The 20,898-nt window shown below is 35.5% G+C and carries 17 protein-coding genes and 1 pseudogene; 4 read left to right on the forward strand and 14 right to left on the reverse strand.

Features of this window, described 5'->3' with window-relative positions:
- Window positions 1-172: 172 nt before the first annotated feature.
- From PV763_RS15065 to PV763_RS15085, 5 genes are all read right to left on the reverse strand, one after another.
- Complete coding sequence (locus PV763_RS15065; protein ID WP_420938142.1) at window positions 173-1,348, reverse strand: DegT/DnrJ/EryC1/StrS family aminotransferase; 1,176 nt, start codon at window positions 1,346-1,348, stop codon at window positions 173-175.
- Window positions 1,349-1,379: 31 nt separating this feature from the next.
- Complete coding sequence (locus PV763_RS15070; RefSeq protein WP_420938143.1) at window positions 1,380-2,033, reverse strand: acetyltransferase; 654 nt, start codon at window positions 2,031-2,033, stop codon at window positions 1,380-1,382.
- Complete coding sequence (locus PV763_RS15075; protein ID WP_420938144.1) at window positions 2,033-2,641, reverse strand: sugar transferase; 609 nt, start codon at window positions 2,639-2,641, stop codon at window positions 2,033-2,035. The genes PV763_RS15070 and PV763_RS15075 overlap by 1 nt, the downstream gene beginning before the upstream one ends.
- A gap of 53 nt (window positions 2,642-2,694) precedes the next feature.
- A complete protein-coding gene (locus tag PV763_RS15080; RefSeq protein WP_420938145.1) occupies window positions 2,695-3,873 on the reverse strand; it encodes a glycosyltransferase in 1,179 nt (392 codons plus the stop codon).
- Window positions 3,874-4,317: 444 nt separating this feature from the next.
- Window positions 4,318-5,115, reverse strand: a complete 798-nt coding sequence (locus PV763_RS15085) for a glycosyltransferase family A protein (protein WP_420938146.1) — start codon at window positions 5,113-5,115, stop codon at window positions 4,318-4,320.
- Between the two features lie 311 nt (window positions 5,116-5,426).
- Here PV763_RS15085 and PV763_RS15090 point away from each other — a divergent pair.
- Window positions 5,427-5,745: pseudogene (locus PV763_RS15090) on the forward strand (transposase); the annotation flags it as partial.
- A 68-nt stretch (window positions 5,746-5,813) separates the two neighbouring features.
- Here PV763_RS15090 and PV763_RS15095 read toward each other — a convergent pair.
- The 8 genes from PV763_RS15095 to tviB all read right to left on the reverse strand — a co-directional run bounded on the left by PV763_RS15095 (window position 5,814) and on the right by tviB (window position 15,000).
- Window positions 5,814-6,896, reverse strand: coding sequence for a glycosyltransferase family 4 protein (locus PV763_RS15095; protein ID WP_420938147.1), 1,083 nt, complete (start codon window positions 6,894-6,896; stop codon window positions 5,814-5,816).
- A 332-nt stretch (window positions 6,897-7,228) separates the two neighbouring features.
- On the reverse strand, window positions 7,229-8,440 hold the full coding sequence (locus PV763_RS15100) for an O-antigen ligase family protein (RefSeq protein WP_420938148.1): 1,212 nt from the start codon (window positions 8,438-8,440) through the stop codon (window positions 7,229-7,231).
- A complete protein-coding gene (locus tag PV763_RS15105; RefSeq protein WP_420938149.1) occupies window positions 8,440-9,855 on the reverse strand; it encodes an oligosaccharide flippase family protein in 1,416 nt (471 codons plus the stop codon). The genes PV763_RS15100 and PV763_RS15105 overlap by 1 nt, the downstream gene beginning before the upstream one ends.
- Window positions 9,848-11,023 carry a glycosyltransferase gene (locus PV763_RS15110; RefSeq protein ID WP_420938150.1) on the reverse strand — a complete coding sequence of 392 codons (1,176 nt, stop codon included), beginning with the start codon at window positions 11,021-11,023 and terminating at the stop codon, window positions 9,848-9,850. Before PV763_RS15110 ends, PV763_RS15105 begins: the two co-directional genes overlap by 8 nt.
- Window positions 11,024-11,050: 27 nt before the next feature.
- Window positions 11,051-12,130: a DegT/DnrJ/EryC1/StrS family aminotransferase gene (locus PV763_RS15115; RefSeq protein WP_420938151.1), complete on the reverse strand. Its 1,080-nt coding sequence runs from the start codon at window positions 12,128-12,130 to the stop codon at window positions 11,051-11,053.
- Complete coding sequence (wbpD, locus tag PV763_RS15120; protein WP_420938152.1) at window positions 12,127-12,714, reverse strand: UDP-2-acetamido-3-amino-2,3-dideoxy-D-glucuronate N-acetyltransferase; 588 nt, start codon at window positions 12,712-12,714, stop codon at window positions 12,127-12,129. The genes PV763_RS15115 and wbpD overlap by 4 nt, the downstream gene beginning before the upstream one ends.
- A 14-nt stretch (window positions 12,715-12,728) precedes the next feature.
- The gene (locus PV763_RS15125; protein ID WP_420938153.1) at window positions 12,729-13,673 is read right to left on the reverse strand and encodes a Gfo/Idh/MocA family protein; all 945 of its coding nucleotides are present in this window, start codon (window positions 13,671-13,673) and stop codon (window positions 12,729-12,731) included.
- A gap of 28 nt (window positions 13,674-13,701) precedes the next feature.
- Complete coding sequence (tviB, locus tag PV763_RS15130; protein WP_305158379.1) at window positions 13,702-15,000, reverse strand: Vi polysaccharide biosynthesis UDP-N-acetylglucosamine C-6 dehydrogenase TviB; 1,299 nt, start codon at window positions 14,998-15,000, stop codon at window positions 13,702-13,704.
- A 289-nt stretch (window positions 15,001-15,289) separates the two neighbouring features.
- On the opposite strand from tviB, the gene PV763_RS15135 reads away from it, so the two are divergent.
- The 3 genes from PV763_RS15135 to PV763_RS15145 are packed head-to-tail and all read left to right on the forward strand — an operon-like array spanning window position 15,290 to window position 19,036.
- Window positions 15,290-16,393: a polysaccharide biosynthesis/export family protein gene (locus PV763_RS15135; RefSeq protein WP_420938154.1), complete on the forward strand. Its 1,104-nt coding sequence runs from the start codon at window positions 15,290-15,292 to the stop codon at window positions 16,391-16,393.
- The gene (locus PV763_RS15140; protein ID WP_064096896.1) at window positions 16,393-16,821 is read left to right on the forward strand and encodes a low molecular weight protein-tyrosine-phosphatase; all 429 of its coding nucleotides are present in this window, start codon (window positions 16,393-16,395) and stop codon (window positions 16,819-16,821) included. Before PV763_RS15135 ends, PV763_RS15140 begins: the two co-directional genes overlap by 1 nt.
- 16 nt (window positions 16,822-16,837) lie before the next feature.
- A complete protein-coding gene (locus PV763_RS15145; RefSeq protein ID WP_420938155.1) occupies window positions 16,838-19,036 on the forward strand; it encodes a polysaccharide biosynthesis tyrosine autokinase in 2,199 nt (732 codons plus the stop codon).
- Window positions 19,037-19,291: 255 nt separating this feature from the next.
- Here the strand turns inward: PV763_RS15145 and PV763_RS15150 are convergent, their stop codons facing one another.
- On the reverse strand, window positions 19,292-19,942 hold the full coding sequence (locus PV763_RS15150) for a sugar transferase (RefSeq protein ID WP_420938156.1): 651 nt from the start codon (window positions 19,940-19,942) through the stop codon (window positions 19,292-19,294).
- Window positions 19,943-20,898 lie beyond the last annotated feature (956 nt).

The raw sequence follows: 20,898 nt of genomic DNA on the forward strand, positions 1-20,898 counted from the left end.
TTAAGGAAATTCTGGCAATTTTAAGAAGACAGAAGCCTGATAGGATAAGGGTTCTGTGAAATTTGTCGTGTACAGAGTAAATTTTTAATAAGTCACAATGCGATGAGTAACTTAAAAACATATTCTATATAAGTTAAATGCACCGAATACGGTGCACTTATATTCTAAAAGTTTAAGCAACTATTCTATTAATGACCTGTTGAATTGCGGCGACTGTTTTGTTAATACTTTCATCACTTAAAGTAGGATGAACTAAAAACATCAGACTGGTTTCACCCAATTGCTGCGCATTTTTCAAACGCTGTGCTGGACGCCATAGCGTATCATCAAACGCATGCTCGAGATAAACTTCTGAACAGGAGCCACTGAAACAAGGCACATTCAGCGCACTGATTTCCTGCATGATGCGGTCACGTGACCAGCCTTCAGGCAAAGCATCGATATTGACCTGCACATAACATTTATAGGCAGCATGCACATAATCATCGGATGTACGATGAACGCTAAAATATGGACTGTCTGCAAATTCCGCATAAATCTTCTCCATATTGGCAAGGCGTTTTGCAGTCCATTCCGGCATTTTTTTCAGCTGGAGACGTCCGATCACACCCTGCATTTCCATCATGCGCCAGTTGGTACCAAAGGAGTCATGCAGCCAGCGGAAACCCGGTGGATGCTGTTTATTATAGATGCTGTCAAAGTTTTTGCCATGATCTTTATAGGACCACATTTTTTTCCACAGGGTTTCGTCATTGGTGGTGACCATACCGCCTTCACCGCCTGTCGTCATAATCTTGTCCTGACAGAAGGACCAAGCCGCAACATGACCGATTGAGCCGGCAGATTTACCTTTATATTTTGCTCCGTGCGCCTGTGCACAGTCTTCGATCACATACAGGCCTTTATCGGAAGCCAGCTGCATGATCGGGTCCATGTCGCACATCCAGCCTGCCAGATGCACACAGATAATGGCCTTGGTATTGGGTGTGATTACTGCTTCAATAGTGCGGCGGGAGATATTTTGGGAGTCCAGTTCGACATCGGCGAAGATCGGATTTGCCCCAGCCGTGACAATAGAACTGGCCGAGGCCAGAAAGGTACGTGAGGTAACAATCACATCATCCCCTGCGCCAATACCTAATGCCTTGAGTGCGACATCAAGTGCTACTGTTCCATTGGCCAATGCCACTGCATACCGGGTTTCTGCAAACCGGGCAAATTCTTTTTCAAACTCGCGACATTCCTGTCCGGTCCAGTAGTTGACTTTATTGGACAACAAAACCTGGGAAACCGCATCCGCTTCTTCCTGAGTAAAACTTGGCCATGGTTCAAATACAGTGTTTAACATGATGCTTCCTGAATTTTTAAAATTTAAAAACTTATTTTTTCTCTAGAATTCTCGCTGGATTGCCAATCACCGTTACGCCCGGTGGAACGCTCTTGGTGACCACAGCACCCATACCCACTACCGCACCCTTGCCAATGACTAAAGGCTTGTCAGGTGTACCCTGCTTGATCACGGCACCTGTACCAATATAGGCATGGTCTTCGATATGGATATTGCCATTGCATTTCACCCCAGGAGCAAAGGTGACATAGTCACCGATGACACAGTCATGAGCGACATAGCTATAAATATTGGCATGAAAGAATTTTCCAATTTTGATATTGGATGTCAGACAAGTGAAAGGACAAAGTAAACTTCCTTCACCAATATGCACCTCATCTAGAATAACTGTATTGCCTGCATGAACATCTAGATGCTGTATCTGGTCCTCATTTAAACGCTGAACCAGTATTTCACGAACTTGACTATTCGCGATAGCAATGGTTACAGCCTTATGGGTATTTGGTGTAGCGAGAAAATCCTGATAACTTAGAACAGCATAGCCATTTAAACTATTGCCAGCTTGGCCATCATCGATAAAAACAAAGTTATCTTTGGCTAAGGTTGGAAATTGCTGGCGAACTAAGGGCATAACTTCTTTACCAAAACCACTTGCACCGTAAATACCAATATACAAAGCTTTCATTATGTTTCGTCCTTGTGTTGTGAGCCAGTAAAACGTGTCATAGTCGCTTCACCCTCGGCACTGATATCATCTTTTGCTAAAACTTTATGCACAGTTTTAAACATGATTTTAAAATCCAGCAGTGTCGACTGATTTTCAACATACCAGGTATCGAGCTTGAACTTTTCTTCCCAACTAATTGCATTACGACCATTGACCTGTGCATGACCGGTCATACCCGGACGTACATTATGACGTTTGGCTTGTTCGGAATTATAAAGTGGCAGGTATTCCATCAACAGTGGGCGCGGCCCCACAATACTCATATCGCCTTTAATCACATTCCACAGTTCCGGCATCTCATCCAGACTGGTAGAGCGCAGCATTTTTCCGAATGGGGTTAAACGCTCACTATCAGGCAAGGGATTGCCATTGGCATCCATAGCATCTTTCATGGTGCGGAACTTGATCATCTCAAAAGGCTTACCATGTAAACCGGGACGTACCTGACGGAATAAGACCGGAGAACCCAGATTTTTTTTCACTTTGTAAGCAACAAATGCATAAAGTGGTGAAAGCAGGATCAAGGCAATGGAAGCAATGATAATATCGAGAAGGCGTTTTAGCATGAACAACCTAAAGTAAATTTAATGTTAAATAAAACAGGGTTAAAAATGAAGCATTACAACTCAACTAGTCTATCTACTAAATCTACAATTTTCATATAAGATTTCTCACGCAAAAAGCAATCTTGTGCAATCTTTTTATTAATGGCAGACATTCTATTCAGTTCCGCTCTATCTTTTGCAAGAAAAATTAATTTTTGGGCTAAATCTTTGAAATCACCAGACTGATAATAGATCCCCCCTCCCCTAGCTAATAACTTCCGAACCTCAATATTTTCCTGACAACTTAAGATAGGAAGACCACAACAAAAATAATCTGACAACTTATTAGTAATTGATGCCTGGGCTGTTGAATGAATAGGATTAATAGCTATATCAGAATATTTTAATTTTTCCATTGCTTGATCATAAGCCATAACCCCTCTAAACCTAACATATCCACCTAATTCTGAATTTAGTTTTTTCAATCTTTCTTCATGAGGACCGGTTCCAATAAATTGAATTTCTACTTGATCATGGCATAAAGTTGAGGCTCTCACTATTGTTTCCAAATCATAACTACCCGCCATCGTTCCTATATATGTAGCGATCATTTTTTTGTGATCTGATTTGTTGATTTCAGAATTGAAATGTAAATTATCAGCCCCAATGTAAACCACTTCTTTATATTGGTTATCAAGATGATTTACATCTGCTCTGTTCATATAAGTCTTAGACACAGCAACTAAAGCATCAGCATGAGCATAGGTATGATTTGCATATTTTGTAATAGGAGATAAAAGTAATTTCCCAAAGTTATTAGACAACAAGGGTATTGGTCCAAATATCGATTCAGGCCAAACATCTTGTATATCCATAATGAACTTAAAATTTAATTTTTCTTTCAACTTTCCTAGAATATAGTTCGTTTTTACTAATGGATAAGCTGAATAAACTAAGTCATATTTACACTGATTAGTTAGCATAAATTTTTGAAAATTCTCACAAAACTTACGATGACTTTTTAATCTTCCCAAGCCGACATTCACCCTATATCCAGGCTCATCTAATAAGACTACATTTATATCATCTAAGCTTTTTATTTCATCACGATGAGACTTTAGAATATGACAAAAACGACTTGTCACTAAAGTTACTTTATGTTTTTTACTTAATAGTCTTGCAATTGCTATGAAACGATTTGCTCCAGGTTCATCTGGAAAGGTAACGTATGGTGCAACGATTAAAATATTCATATAACTCAATATTAAACTTAAAAATTAAATAGCCCAGAGGTTAAGAAAATCTTTATAATCAACCTACTTTAGCACACTCATTAGCTCAAGCACTTTGCTGCTTCCATTTATTTTTTCACAGAAAGTATAAGAAAAAACTACATTATTACTAAACATAAAATCTACTCCCCCCAACTTTTGTAGATACTATACTGTACACACATCATGACTATCTCAAAAGCAATAAAACAACATTAAATTGCTTTAATTGTAGTATTTTAGGTACAAAGTTCTGTGTGAGCTAAATAGCTTCATATACTTTCTGTCCAACATAAAGTTGAGCAATTAAAAACAGAATCATCATCTATGATCATTTATCAATTTTGATGCATTTTTGGAAAGAACGGATTGAATAGTTTGTTTAAGGAAGTCTGAGCAGCTATCCATATAACGTTCTCAGAACTTTCATTTAATTAATTTTTTTCCATGTATTAATGTTGCGACAATTCTAGTCAAAATAAATAGAGTCCCATATCGAAAGGTCAAAAGCATTTTACTGTACGTTGTTAAAGAATATAAAATACGCTTTAATTCTTTTTCCTTATCTATTTTTTTACGAGTAGCTGAACCTGCTCTTTCATTTACATAATAACAAGCGCTAGGGGATGTTTTTCTTACTGCTTTTACTCGGTGCGAAAGTTGAGCCATAAATAACGAATCTTCACCAATGGATAATTTAGTATCAAACCGAGTGTTACTAATAATATTACGATGAAGCATTTTTGCACAAGGAGAGGAATAGTATTTCCGTGATTTAAATTTTGAATACGTAATTTCTGGTAGATTTTTAAAACATAGACCTATATAGCTTTTTTTCAACTCATTTAAATTTCCATAAAAATTATAAACATTAGATATCCCCATTATATTTGATGAAGATACATGTAGTAATTCTTCAATATAATTAAGACTTAGGATATCATCATCATCTACAAATACTATATAATCTTCATTTGAGTGGTCAATTAAAAAGTTTCTTGCATTAGAAACACCAGCCTCTTCCAAAAAAAATAGTTTATAATTAAAGCTAAATTTTTTTAAAATCTCTTGTATATAAACCTCATAAGATTTCTCTGAGCCATTTAGTGCAATATAAACTTTAAACTTGTCTTTACTTAAAGTTTGGTCTTCAATACTTTGTAAACAATTAATAATATAATAGCTAGGTTTATAAGTAGGGATACAGATAGCAATATTAAACATAAAAACCTTTCATTTTTCTAAAAAATAATTAATTTAAATAACAAAATATATGATAACCCTAATCATGAATAAGCAATTAACTTAAAAAATTAGAGAACTTAGAGCCATCAGTTAATTTAATATACAAAACTTGCAACTCTAGTCGTTATGCTCAATATTAACTAATTATTTAGTATAATTGATGATTTTTCTTAATTTTTTGAGAAATTTATTAGAGATTTCTCAAAAAAGTAATCACCAAACCTCTTTCATAAATCATTTTGGACCGTACCAGGTTTGTCGGAGACAAACTTTCTTGAAAGAATGTCCCAATAATAAAACCAAAATATACCCCTGAAATCAGAGATAGAGCGGTTCAATTATTGATTGAATTCGAAAAAAATTATCCATCGAATTGGGCTGAATCACCGCTATTGCTCCCAAGATAGGCTGTACTCCTGAAACACTACGTTCATGGCATCAGAAGTATTTGAATAAACAGAATTCAATCAAAGTACAGCAGCTCTTTGAGACCAAGAACGCATTAAACAACTTGAACGCGAAAATAAAGAACTACAACGAGCCAATGAAATTCTACGCACAGCAGCCGCTTTTTTCGCCCAAGCGGAGGCTCGGCCACCCACACAAATTTGCTAATTTACAGACCATACAATCGATTCATATAGAGGCTTTTGAAGCGACAATCTTAATATGGTTCATTAACTTCCACCTCTTGCTAACATCATTTTCTCAAACCAAGCTTCTATAGAATATTTATCATATACAGTCTGAATGGCATTGTTTGATTTTTTTTCTAATAAATCCGGATTCTCCAATAACTCAATAATTATTTTCACCCATAAATCCTCATCTAAAGGCAAAATATAGCCATTTTCTTCGTCCACAATTTTTTCAGCCCCCTCACCGTTAGATACAATTGGCACTGCTCCGTAAGACATACTTTCTAATAAAGAATAATTAAGAAATACAATATCTGTAGGAAATAGGAAGATCTTTGCTCTTGAGTGATAATCTCTAGAATCTTTTACAAAACCTCTAACTTCGATTTTTTCAGATAAATTATTGGTTTTAATAAAATCCAATACTTTATATTCCTGTTCAAAATCAAAGCTATTATTAGGATTATCTAGAGTATTAAATCCTGTAATTACAATCTTTAAATTTGGCCTTAACTCCAATATCTTATTAATCACATTTATCAAAAATAAAACTTTTCTCTCACTTCTAACGCTATTTAAATACAATAAATCAATATCTTTACTATTATCTAATGATTTTATTGGCATTGGGATTGCATTATGTACCTCTAAATATTTTTTTTCATTAAAACCATTTGCTACATATTCTCTAACAAGATTCTCTTCTTTAATAACATACTTATGACTAAGCCAAACACCTAGTTTATGCTTGATATAATTTAGGCTAATTTTTTTTCTATTACATCTTTGCAACTCCTGCCCTCTTAAAATAACTATAATTTTCTTCCTAAAAATTGCAGAAAACGCTAAGTAAATGAAAAACATATAACCAGTATCATAAATCTCTACAAATTCGGGTTTATATTTAATTAAATTTTTTATAATTAAAAAAATAACCAATAATTTATTTTTAGGTAAAATCTCTATATCAGCATTATACTTTTCTGAAAAATAATCACTATTACCACTTTTATCGCTAACCAAGTATTTAACATCTATATTTTTTTTATTATATATTTTAGCCTGATAGCCAATTTTGTCTATAAAGTGCTCTAAACCAAAAACCAGCGTTCTATTTAACATTTCTATCTCCTAAGATACTTTTTAATACTACGACCACTCTTTTAACTGCCACACTTGCACTATATAACTAGTTTACATCTTTTACTCCACCATCTAAGTTTCACTCTACAACATAAATAATTTTATTCTTGTCAGTGCCACCTAGTTCAATTAGCGCTGCTCATTATATTTAGTCTCACATAGTAGCGTAAAATTTTTTATCAAAAAAACTTCTTTGAATCGATGTATTTCATTAATAAATTATGCATGAATGCTAATAACCACAGTGTAACCATTGATCAAAAATATCTAACTTTTGATCAATTAAAAAATCTAATATATTTCTAAAGACACTAAACTTCGTATACTTTATTTTTCCTTGTATAAGCTTTCGAATTAATAAAAATACATAAGATTAAAAAAAAGAAATATATATAGGAACCTAAAACACTTGAAGAAATAAACATGGATATAATAGCAACAATTAAAAATATAAAACTTCTTTGATAATTGAAAATTAAAAAGAAAAAGGGAATAAATAAAACTAATATCCCCACCCATCCTAACCAATAACCTATTTCTACAATTAAAGAATGTGGATTTTGAAACATTAGCCAACTATCAAAATTTACATTATTTGCAAATTTATAGTAATTATTAATCTCTCCTGAGCCTAAACCAAGGTTATTTAAATTTTTTAAAAAGTGTATATATGATTCAATGCGCAAACCCATTGAATCATCCGCACTTACCCCATTTTTATAGATATTCTGTAACGTTTCCAGTCTAGTCATTATTCGACCAAACACACCACTGGTATCGTTTAAGAATAAAATATTAGTTAAAAACATACCAAGAACCAAAAACAAAGATGTTGATAAAAAATTTACAACATTTAATCTTCTAGTTATTAGAAATAATATTAATGTTAAAATTAATGCTGAACGAGAACTAGCAATAATTAATAATAGGAATATAGTTAACCAAATAATAATTTGGATATTATTTTTGACAACTGATTCTATTTTTGTAAAACAATAGGATAATAATAAAATAACAACAGCAAGATCATTCGAGTTAACATATGTTCCTGAAACCATAAAACCATCTTCATAAACCGAATGTACTCTAAACCCAAAACCAAACATATATGTAGTTATTTGACCTATACATATAATCAATTGACCAATCAAAAAAATAAAAATTATTTTTAAAATAAAAAAATAAAAATTTTCTCGAGAATAATATTTATTTAAACGTAAAAATATAAATACAAAAATAGGAATTAATAATATAGTTAAAAAATAGGTCGTGAGTATTTTACCGTCATAAGGACTAAGTAGATAGTAATAACTAGCCAATAAAGTGAAAGGCATCAAACTAAAAACCGAAAGCCAATCTCTGTATAGCATAAAACTTGGTTTTAGAATTTCCGAAAGTACCACAAGAGAACTTATGGCAATTAGCAACCCGTAAGTCAATATACCATTTCTGGAAAAATAAGCTAAAAAAGGAGAAAATACTATAAATATTATAAAAAGCTTATATAAGGAGATTTTATTCATTAAAGTATTTCTCTCTTCACAATTAAAAACAAAATACTCTTTAAACTTTTATTAAAAATCATGAAGCCTAAAATTAACAAACTAATCCATATACAATAAATTTCTGCTCGAAAGCTTTCCCAAAAGAGGTTCAAACTACTTAAAGCTAGTAAAGTAATCATTACTATAATAGCTTTTATATGAAATTTTTTACGCCAGATTAAAGCTGAAATCACTGTTCTTAAAGTAAATAAAATCTGGAATGCTATTGCAGTCGATACAGCTGCACCCGCCGCACCAAATTGTGGTACTAAAAAGTAATTAAGAATTGCACTGCATAACATTGCAGCAATAGCGCAAAGCATAGAAAATTTTGTTCTTCTTACAATTGCTATACCAATTCCAGTCACTTCAGATAATGTATATAGTAAGGGTCCCAATAAACATACAGCTATTAAATATTCAATTTCACTATAAGTACTTGGTAAAAAATAAGGAATTATCCATGAAAATAAACTCGTTAATACAATAAAGAAATAAATAGCAGCTAACACATATTCTAGAACTATATCTATCTGTTCATAGTCAAATTTATCTTCACTCATCCATTTATAAACCATGGGTGACCATACCGTATTAAAAATACCTGAAAATATAGTTACTACAATCGCTACACTCATAGTAATAGAATAGATACCAAGTTCTGTATAAGTTGAAAAATGCCTAAGAAATAAACGATCCATAACATTTAAGCCCCATGAGGCTAGACCACCAAAAATTAAAGGCCAACCAAAACTAAAAGTGTCCTTTAATTCATTGATATTTATTCTTTCCTTAATTGCACTTAACAATTCAGATCTTGTATTCCAACCAAATACTAAAAATGCTAGAATCACTGAAGCTGTATTTGCTGTAATTAAACTATATATATTTCTAGAAAAACCCAACCATACTGTATTAACAACAATTATTAAAAAAATAATTTTTGGTAATAATTGACTCATTGAAAATGCAAATGATCTCTCTTGCATTCTTAAAATTAAAGATAAAAATCTCGAGGCTAAAGCAATAACAAAACATAAAATTGTCATAACACTTAAATAATTACTTGGAATTTCATATAACCATATTGATATTATTTTTAGATCATAAATAGCCAACAATAAAAATGATAAAATACTTAAACCTAAGCTTGGAAATAAAACCGTTTTTAAGAGAGCAGGCTTATTTTTTGACTCGTGATATTCTCGAACATAAGCTTGGTCTAGACCCAAACAAAAAAGTAAAACAGAAAAACTCATAAAGACCTGAAGCATAGAAATCCGCCCCACATCTTCTACTGTGTAAAACCATGTAATAATCGGTAAACTAATAAATCCAAGTAATCCCGAACCTATAGGACCTATAGCATAGCCCAATATTTTTTCTTTATTCATTTATATTACGCTGCTCATGATAAATTTTAATCAATTTCCCAACAACAGCTTTTTCACTAAAATTTTCCAAACAATATTGTCTAATTTGAAGATAATTAAATTTATTCCAATTTTGATAGAGTTTTAAAAGTGAATCTATCATTTCTTTTTCTGAATTCTTTGATATTAGATATCCTACTTCAGGTGTAACTATAGATTCTGGTCCACCACATTTAGTTGCTATCACGGGTTTACCTAATGCTAAAGCCTCTACTAATACAACACCAAAAGTCTCATACTCGCTAGATAAAACAAACGCATTAGATAATGCCATTTCTTCTTTTACTTGTTGACGACTTAATTTTCCTAAAAAGACAATTTGCGACTCTACCCCCAACTCTTTAGCTAATGTCTTCAATTCAGACATTAAAATACCATCACCACCAATCTTTAAACGTACTTTTTGATTACCTTTAAAAGCCTTAGCGAATGAAGAGATCAAGAGATCAACTCGTTTTTTCTTTTCTAAAAAACATACATTAATAAATGTAAAATATTCTTCTGCATCTAGATTTTGTTCAAAATTAAAAAATTCATCACTAACAATATTAGGAATATAAGTCCATTTCTGTGTTTCAAATAGTTTATTTAATAGCGATGAAAACTCTTCACTAACAGCAATACAAACTTTAGCATTACTCACTACTTGTTTTAGAGAGCTAATTTCATCTAAAGGAATCAAGCTTCTAGCGAATGCCGTAGAGTGTTCTGTAACTACATAAGGAATACCGTATTTAATCTTAATAGTTTGTGCAACATACCCTGCATACAACATTGAATGTACATGAATAATGTCAGGTATACCAAATTGCTCTACATAAGTATCAAAGAGTTTTAACGCAACTTTAATCCAATGACTTTTATTATATTTTTTATTTTTTGGAATATAATTTGCTGTATACCATCTGAATGTATTAACACCTTCATCATTTTCTAAAGTTAAGCCATAGGGTTTTTTAAGAATGCTCTTAATATTTTTTAAACTACGTATTTGTGGATAAATCACACCAACCTGATACCCAGCTTTTCTAAGTGCTATCGCTTGCTCTCTGAAAAAACTTCCGCCAATATCTCCACTAAATTGTGGATACCATGATGGAATAATTAAAATATGCTTTGGTTCTTTCATTAGGATATCCACAGCCTTAAATACATTTTACTTTAGTGAGTTCACAATTTTTTGTTGCGCTTCAATAGTTAGATAAGGATGCATCGGTAAACTCATCACACGCTCTGCAACAGCATCACCTACAGGTAACACTGCATTTACATCGGCTACAGCAGGCTGTTTATTTAAGGGAATTGGATAATGCACAGCAGTCGGAATACCTAATGCTTTTAACTTTTCTTGCACTTCACTGCGATGATCTACCTGAATGGTATATTGTGCCCAAGCACTTTGATTGTGTTGTTCAATAAAAGGTGTAGTAGGAATACCAGCTTCATTAAACAATTTGGTATAAGTTTCTGCGACACGCTGACGTGCCTTCATTTCATCATCCAAAATTGCCAGTTTCGGCAACAGAATAGCCGCCTGCAAAGTATCTAAGCGACTGTTTACCCCAACACGAATATGATGGTAACGGCGATCTTGTCCATGACGTGCAATTTGGCGAATGACTTTAGCAAGCTCATCATCACTGGTAAAAATCGCACCACCATCACCATAACAGCCTAAAGGCTTACTTGGGAAAAAGCTGGTGCATGCCACGGTACTTAAATTACAACTTTTACGCCCTTTATAGGTCGCACCAAAACTTTGTGCAGCATCTTCAATTACTGGAATATTATATTTAGCTGCAATTGCATTAATCGCATCAAAATCAGCACATTGCCCATACAAACTTACAGGAATAATGGCTTTAGTATGTGGTGTAATGGCTGCTTCTAATTTTTCTACATCCAAATTAAAGGTTTTAGAGTTTACATCCACATATACAGGCGTTGCACCCAATACAGCCACTGTTTCAGCAGTCGCAATATAGGTAAATCCTGGAGTAATCACCTCATCACCTGGGCCAATCCCAAATGCCATTTGCGCAATTTGTAAAGCATCCGTACCATTAGCACAAGTAATACAGTATTTTGCACCTACATAAGCTGCCAGTTTTTCTTCAAGTTCTTTAACTTCAGGGCCAAGAATATACTGGCCATGTGCTAAAACTTTTTGTATGCCTAAGTCAATTTGATCTTTCAGGCGTACCTGTTGTGCTTTTAAATCAATAAATTCAATCATGCTGCAACCTGCTCTTTAGTCACAATTTTCCCATTTAAACGGTAAATTGCACCCGTGTGTTCACACGCGACTTGTGCTTCCCCTTCTAAAGGTAAATCCAACTGCTCACCAAACTCACTCATCCAACCAATTTGCTTTGCAGGAACACCGACCATAAGCGCATAGGCAGGTACATCTTTATTGACTACTGCACCAGCACCCACAAATGAATATTCACCAATCGTGACACCGCAAACAATGGTACAGTTCGCCCCTAAAGTTGCACCTTTTTTAACTAATGTATTTCGATACTGATCTTTACGCTCAATTAGGGAGCGAGGGTTATAAACATTTGTGAAAACCATGCTCGGTCCACAAAATACACCTTCTTCTAAAGTGACATTATCGTAAACGGAAACATTGTTTTGAACCTTACAATGATCCCCAATAACGACTTTATTACCTACAAAAACGTTTTGACCTAAAGACACACCTTGGCCAATTCTGGCACCACCACAGACGTGGACGAAATGCCAAACACGAGAGTTCTCACCAATTTGAGCACCCTCATCCACAATTGCACTTTCATGTTGATAAAAACTCATCGTGCTCTGCCTTATTATTTAACTTTAGAGAGTAAAGGATGCGGGTTTTCTGGATTTTCAACTAAAGGTGCAACGCGAATCACTTCAACTGTTTCAATTGCAGCACGATTTTCTTCAACCCCATAGCCGTTACCATCCAGAATACGTTGGTAGCTTTGTGTATGTAGGTCGGTAAAGCCACCTGAGAATTCAAGTTCTTCATTTTCAATGGTAATACTGCGGTAAGTGAGTTTTTCACCTTTCACGGCATTTGAGGGTAAGTTGTTCGCATCAATAGACAAGAACCAGCGTACGCGGGCACGTTCATATTCCAGATATCCTGAAGCTGTTTTTTCATCACGATAATGCACTTCATTTTTTATAATTTTTCCAAAAATAAAATGCAACATATCGTAGAAGTGCACACCAATATTCGTTGCCACACCACCCGATTTTTTATCTACGCCTTTCCATGATTTTAAATACCACTTACCACGCGAAGTTAAATAGGTCAGATCTACATCAAAAACCTTATCTGCAGGTGCTGCCTGAACTTTGTCACGTAATGCAATAATAGATGGATGTAAACGCAGCTGCAGAATCGAATTTACTTTTGCACCATATTGTTTTTCATATTCTGACAATAAATTTAAATCCTCGGAACTCAGAACCAGAGGTTTCTCACAAATGACATCAATACCATTTTTCAATGCGTATTTCATATGAGGCGCATGTAGATAGTTTGGTGAGCAAATGGCGACATAATCTAGCTTTTCACCTTTGAGTTTTTGGTCTTCTACATAAGCTTCAAATTCTTCAAATTCAGTAAAAAACTCAGCTTCAGGAAAATGGCTATCCATAATTCCAACCGAGTCATTGATATCCATTGCAACAGCAAGGGTATTACCTGTTTCTTTGATTGCTTTTAAATGGCGTGGTGCGATGTATCCTGCTGCACCAATAAGGGCAAATTTTTTCATGTTTTTCACTTTTAGAAATCAATTGATCTTAGAGACGGAATACTGTAAAGCCTTGGGCAACCATGTCGTCACGGTTAAACAAGCTTTTTACATCTGCTAATACTGGCTGCTCACCCTTGGTATAGGCACGTAATTGTTCAGGACTTAAATTACGAAATTCATTGTGACCTACAGCAATAATCAGGCTATCTACCGGATGTTCTGCATCCACTTGGGCAAGTTCAACCCCATATTCATGTTTTACTTCTTCGACATCCGCCCAAGGATCACACACTGCTACCTTTACACCCCACTGATCAAATTCTTTAATTACATCTACAATTTTACTGTTACGAATATCTGGGCAGTTTTCTTTAAAAGTGATGCCCAAAATACCAACAGTGGCTTTGGTCACATCAATATTATTTTTCACCATTCTTTTAATGGTGGCACGTGCCACATAACGCGCCATATTGTCATTAATACGACGACCCGCCAAGATTACTTGAGGGTGATAACCTACTTCTTCTGCTTTATGAGTGAGGTAATAAGGATCAACACCAATGCAGTGTCCACCGACCAAACCTGGACGGAATGGCAAAAAGTTCCATTTACTTCCAGCAGCTTCCAATACATCCAATGTATCAATCCCAAGACGTTCGAAAATTACCGATAACTCATTGACCAAGGCAATGTTTAAATCACGTTGCGTGTTTTCGATGACTTTTGCCGCTTCAGCCACTTTGATACTCGTAGCTTTATGAGTCCCGGCAGTAATGATCTTGTTATAAACAGCATCTACTAAGTCAGCAACTTCTGGAGTAGAGCCTGAGGTGATTTTTTTAATTTTAGTCAAGGTATTTACTTTATCCCCCGGATTAATCCGCTCCGGACTATAACCAGCAAAAAAGTCTTCATTAAATTTAAGACCTGATACTTTCTCTAACACTGGAATACAGATTTCTTCAGTAGCACCTGGATATACAGTAGATTCATAAACTACAATATCCCCGGCTTTAAGCACTTTGCCAATGGTTTGACTAGCCTTTTGCAAAGGCGTTAAATCAGGACGATTAACCTTGTCAATCGGGGTAGGTACAGTCACAATAAAAAAATTGCAGTTTTTTAAATCTTCTAAATTTGCTGAATAACTAAGCTGAGTAGCTTTTTTAAGTTCTTCTGGGTAAACTTCGAGGGTATGGTCTTGGCCATTTTTGAGTTCATCAATTCGTTTTTGGTAAATATCAAAACCAACTACAGGTACTTTTTTCCCAAATTCAACTGCAAGTGGCAGGCCCACATAGCCCAAACCAATCACCGCAATTTTTAAATCTGCAATAGATAGCATTTCAACGCCTTATTTACTGTATTTATGAAGATCGTATCTTTCGGCAGGCATACTAGCAGAAAAACATGAAATTTCTGTTGTGATTTAATACCAAAAACAAAAAAATGAGGAAATATTCCACTAATATTATGGGATGATGCTTTCAAGAACGATCTTAGAAAGAAAATAGACTTTTTTCTCTTCATTCACTATTCAGTTAAAACTAGATACATTTTGCTATAAAAGAATCAGACTTCTCAGGTAGAATATCGCAGATTTAACGAATTAAATATTAAAAACGAGATTTCATGTGCGACAAATTCAACTGGCTTTTTTACTGACTTACGGTCTCACTTTGACTGGTTGCGCAGTTACCTCCGGTCTGCAAACTTATAACCTACCTGCAGAAGGTGTGTATCAAACCGAACTCGGCACTTCAGTCAATGTGATTAAACTCACCCAGAACTCTATGCTTGCCGTTCAGCCTGCGGTACACAATATTCAGCAAGATTATGCCTATTTGTTTAGCACCCCACATCGTAGATATAGTCTAAGCCCGGGTGATATTCTGTCCATCTATTTATGGGCTTATCCGGAAATGACCCCACCGAACAATAGCATTAGTAGTGACCAGTCTGCTCAAGCCAATGGTTATCAAATTGACTCACAAGGTTATATTCAATTCCCAATTATTGGCCGTTACAAAGCTGCTGGAAAATCATTAACCCAAGTCAATCGCGAATTACGCAGCCAGCTGTCCCGTTATTTAAAAACTCCTGACGTGATTGTGCGGGTGCTGTCCTATCAGGGTCAGCGCTACTCCGTTCAGGGCAATGTCATGAAAGGCGGACAGTTTTATCTCAGCGATCAGCCGGTAAGTGTCTATACCGCCTTGGGCATGGCTGGCGGTGTCAATGCAGAACAGGGCAATAATGCCTCCATGACTTTAGTCCGTCAGGGACGAACCTACACTCTGAATACGGTAGAATTGGAAAAAGCGGGATTTTCACTGCATAACTTACTAATCCAGCCAAATGACACTTTATATGTGAATAATCGCGAAAATCAAAAAATTTATGTCATGGGTGAATCTGGCAAAAACCAGTCCCTGCCACTGCGCGATCAGGGCATGAGTTTAAGTGATGTATTAGGTGAAAGTTTGGGTCTTAATCCACTCTCTGCCAGCCGCAGCAAGATTTATATTGTACGCAGTCAGCCGAATGCTGTGCACACCGAAGTTTATCAAATGGACTTGAGTAGTATTGCCGACTTTGGCCTGGCCAACCAGTTCAAGATGCGCAGCAACGATATTGTCTACGTCGATGCTTCAGGTCTGGTACGCTGGCAACGTGTCGTGAACCAGATCATTCCGTTCTCGAATGCACTCTATAACCTGGATCGTTTGGGACAATAATGCAGATTAAACATATTTTAGTGGTTTGTATTGGCAATATTTGCCGCAGTCCTATGGCGGAATACTTTTTAAAACAACAGTATCCGCATTTACAGATTGAATCTGCCGGTATTGCGGGCATGGTAGGACATGCAGCAGATGAAAAAGCCAGTCTGTGCATGCAAAGTTTGGGCATTGATATGAGCCCGCATGTCGCTCGAAAGCTGAATGCCGAGATGATTAAACAGGCTGATCTGGTTCTGGTGATGAGTCAAAACCAACAAAAACATCTGGAACAGACCTGGCCTTTTGCCAAAGGTAAAACCTTCCGTTTGGGGCACTGGCAAGCCAGGAATATCGCTGACCCTTATCAGCATGACCAAGCTGTATTTGATGATACCTGCCAGTTAATACAGAGCTGTATTGCTGATTGGAAAAAATATATTTAAATTTGAAATCAAGATTATGAGCCAAAATAGCAATACTGAAGATACGATAGACTTAAAAGAATTATTTTTTTCACTCATTGCCCAGTGGAAGCTAATTGCGCTGTGTGTCATCTTAAGCGTGATCTGCGCATTGCTGTATTTAAGGGTCACCCCAGACACTTATTCGGTCGATGCGCTGGTACAGGTCGAAGAGAATAAAGGGACGTCTGCTGCCTTATTGGGTGATCTATCCAACATGATAGAGCAAAAGCAGCCGGCTCAGGCAGAAATAGAACTGCTGAAATCGCGTCTGGTGCTGGGTTCGGCCATTAAAGCCTTAAACCTCGATCTACGCATCGCTGGCACTGAAAACAGCTTTACCGACCGCTTGTTATCACCGCATGACTATCAGACCGAATACAGTAAATCATCTGTTTTGTTTAAGGACAATGGTAAATCCTTTGATATCCGTCAGTTTGAAGTACCGGCTTATTTCCATGACAAAAATTTACGTCTAGACTTTCAGCAAGGTAAATACACTTTAACTGATCCGGCCACAGAACAGGTGGTCTTCTCTGCCCCATTAAATCAGCCGAGTCAATTGCAGTCTGAACATGGTCAGTGGAAAGTTGCCATTTATAGCCAGGACCAGTTCAATGCACCTTATCTTGTTCAAAAGCAATCTCTGCCCGCTGCGGTAAAATCAATTCTTGCCAATTACTCGGTTGCAGAAAAAGGCAAAATGACCGGTGTATTAGGCCTGAATTATCAGGGGACTGACAAACAGCATATCACTGAAGTCCTGAATGCCATCCTGGCTGCCTATAGCCAGCAAAATATTGAACGTCGTTCTGCAGAAACGGCCCAAACACTTAAGTTTCTGGATGAACAGTTACCTGAATTGCGCCAGCAACTGGATGTAGCTGAGCGAGAATTCAATACTTTCCGTCAGCAATTCAACACGGTCGATGTCACCAAAGAATCGGAACTGTATCTGACCCAAAGTATTAGCCTGGAAACCCAAAAAGCACAGCTAGAGCAACAAGTAGCTGAGGCTTCTGCCAAATACACCAATGAACATCCGGTGATGCAGCAGATGAATGCACAACTGGCTGCCATCAACAAAAGAATTAACGAGCTGGAAGGTACTTTAAAGCAGCTACCAGACCTGCAACGCCGATACTTACAACTGTTCCGTGAAGTTGAAGTTAAACAGCAGCTCTATACTGCACTGTTAAACTCTTATCAGCAGCTACGAATTGCCAAAGCTGGTGAAATTGGTAATGTGCGTGTAGTCGATACTGCCGTTGAACCACTAGAACCGATCAAACCGAAAAAACTGCAAATCCTGATTTTATCCATCTTCTTGGGCGGTTTCCTGGGTACCTTGCTGGCACTGCTACGCAACATGCTACGTTCAGGCATTAAAGATTCCAGTCAAATTGAAAATGAACTAGATTTGCCGGTATATGCAACAGTACCTCGCTCGCCTGTCCAAAATGGCTATATCAAACTGGCCAAGAAGAAAAAATATATTCCTATCCTGGCGGTTAAAAACAGTGATGATATTGCGATTGAGAGTTTGCGTAGTATGCGTACTGCCATTCACTTTGCCTTGAGCAATGCACGGAACAATATTGTGATGATTTCTGGTCCTGCACCAGAAGTGGGTAAATCTTTTATCTCGATCAACCTAGCTGCAATTTTGGCACAAAGCCAGAAACGTGTACTCTTGATTGATGCGGATTTACGTCGGGGTTATATCCATAAATACTTTAATCAGACGCCTCAACCGGGTCTGTCCGAGTATTTAAATAAGCAAGTCAATTTAAATCAGGTCATCAAAGCAACTGATATACCAGGATTAGATCTATTGACTCGGGGTAAAAGCCCGGTGAATCCATCCGAGTTACTCAGTACTCCATTATTTGGGGAAATGCTGACTCAGTTATCCAGTCAATATGATCATATCCTGATTGATACTTCACCTATTCTTGCAGTGACTGACGGGATTATCATCTCGCAACATGCAGGTGTGAATTTGTTGATTGCACGTTATGCACAGACTCAAATGAAAGAACTGGAATTAACCGTCAATCGCTTTGAACAGGCTGGCGTCAAGGTCAATGGCGTGATCTTGAATGATATTCAGCGTTCAAGTGCAGGTTATGGCTATGGCTATGGCTATGGCTATGGCTATAATTATGCCTATAAAGCTTCAAAAGACAAGGATTGAGCTAGCACAGATAAAAAATTGCTATCAAGGGAATATCAACACTATAGCGCTTCAAACAGATTTGGAATCATTCAATCAATTTAAATCTGTTTGAAGCTTTTTTATATTTTTCTAAGTAGTGAATATCATTGTATCCAGAACAGCCGCACACATCATTTGATTCCTCACGTACAATATTGCCTTGAAACCCAATCATTATTGATTAGGAAATACATGCTTCAACCAGCGTCAGCAATAATCAATTTTTTGATCACATTATTTTACTTCTTTTGTAAATAAAGGAGTTTCAGGCATGTTTTTTCCCGAAAACCGCGCAGCACCGACTTCCTGATTAGGAGCATTAATTCCCTCTTGGCTCAACATCACTTGAGCTGTTTTAAACATGATTTTAAAATCTAACCACATATTATGCTGTTTAACATACTGTACATCTAATGCAAATTTTTCTTCCCAAGTTAAATTATTACGTCCACTCACTTGAGCAAGCCCAGTCATACCCGGTTTAACGTCATGCCGTCGCATTTGTTCATCTGTATAATGTTGCAGAAACTCTTTCATTTGAGGCCGCGGTCCAACAATACTCATCTCTCCTTTCAAAACATTAATGAGCTGTGGCATTTCATCTAAACTGCTAGAGCGTAACTTTTGTCCAAATGCAGTAATACGAAATTTATCTGGTAAAGGATTACCCTCTTTATCTTCGGCATTCCGCATAGAACGAAATTTAATCATTTTAAATAATTGACCATTTTTACCAGGTCGTTCTTGGTAAAAGAAAATAGGCGAACCCAAATTTTTTCGTACTTTATAAGCGATGATAATAAAAACCGGGAATAATATAAGCAAAGCAATGAATGCAATCACTATATCAACCACCCGCTTAGATACCTCCCCTTTATTCCTCATTAAATCAGCAATAGAATAAAAATAAATTTGAGGCATGAAAGATTCTTTTGATATCCAATTATCTTTATGCACAGAATGTCTAGATTTTATTTTACCCATTTTATCTAATTGATCTTTTTTTGAAGAAAATTTTATTATTTTACTTTTACACTCTCCTTTATTTTTAGAATATTTTTTTAATATAATAGTATTTTTTCTATCAGATAAAGTCTTATATATTAAAATAGGATTTTCTTCATTATTTTTAATCTTAGCTTTTTCTTTTTTTAGATACATTAATAAACACCTCGATATGTCTATTTTTTATTAATCATATCAAGGGTTTTATTTCTTAAGTAGCAATATATCTTAGATGGAATTATCGACCTAAAAATAATCTTATATTAGTATTTTTTTATTAAAACCTTAATTTAAATATTATAAATGAAAATTTATTTGATATTGCAATAAAATCTTTGTTCTCGTATCAATAAAATAAGCTATTTCGTGAATGATTAGCACTTCATAGTATCCATTAAATATCCTCAATAAATATAGAAAAGTAGCGGTAATTTTTTTAAATAAAAATTCATAAAATACAACACAGCTCACACTAAAAAAATGTGACAAAATGTGATTTAACAAAGAAGACTGTGATTAAATTCACCAATTGACTCCATATTTTGACTACATCAAAAACGTCAAGAGACTGATTTAACAAGTGTATAGCATCAACAGGTATCTAAAATTTTTCTATATAACTGAAAAACTTATATTTTTAATATTTGTATCAAATATGTCATTTTTACTATTAGCAATTATCTCTAGACTGATGTTTGTATGCTTTCATACATCTGCATAAAAATAGATTTTATTTAAATCTTGTGAGTTATTTGCTTGGGTGGTGTTTCAAAAAGTATGCTGAAAAAAAGCAGGTTGGATTTTGATAAAATAGAGAAATGCGAATAACTCTAGAA

It is taken from the genome of Acinetobacter sp. AS5 (assembly GCF_048957595.1).
Taxonomy (GTDB): Bacteria; Pseudomonadota; Gammaproteobacteria; order Pseudomonadales; family Moraxellaceae; genus Acinetobacter.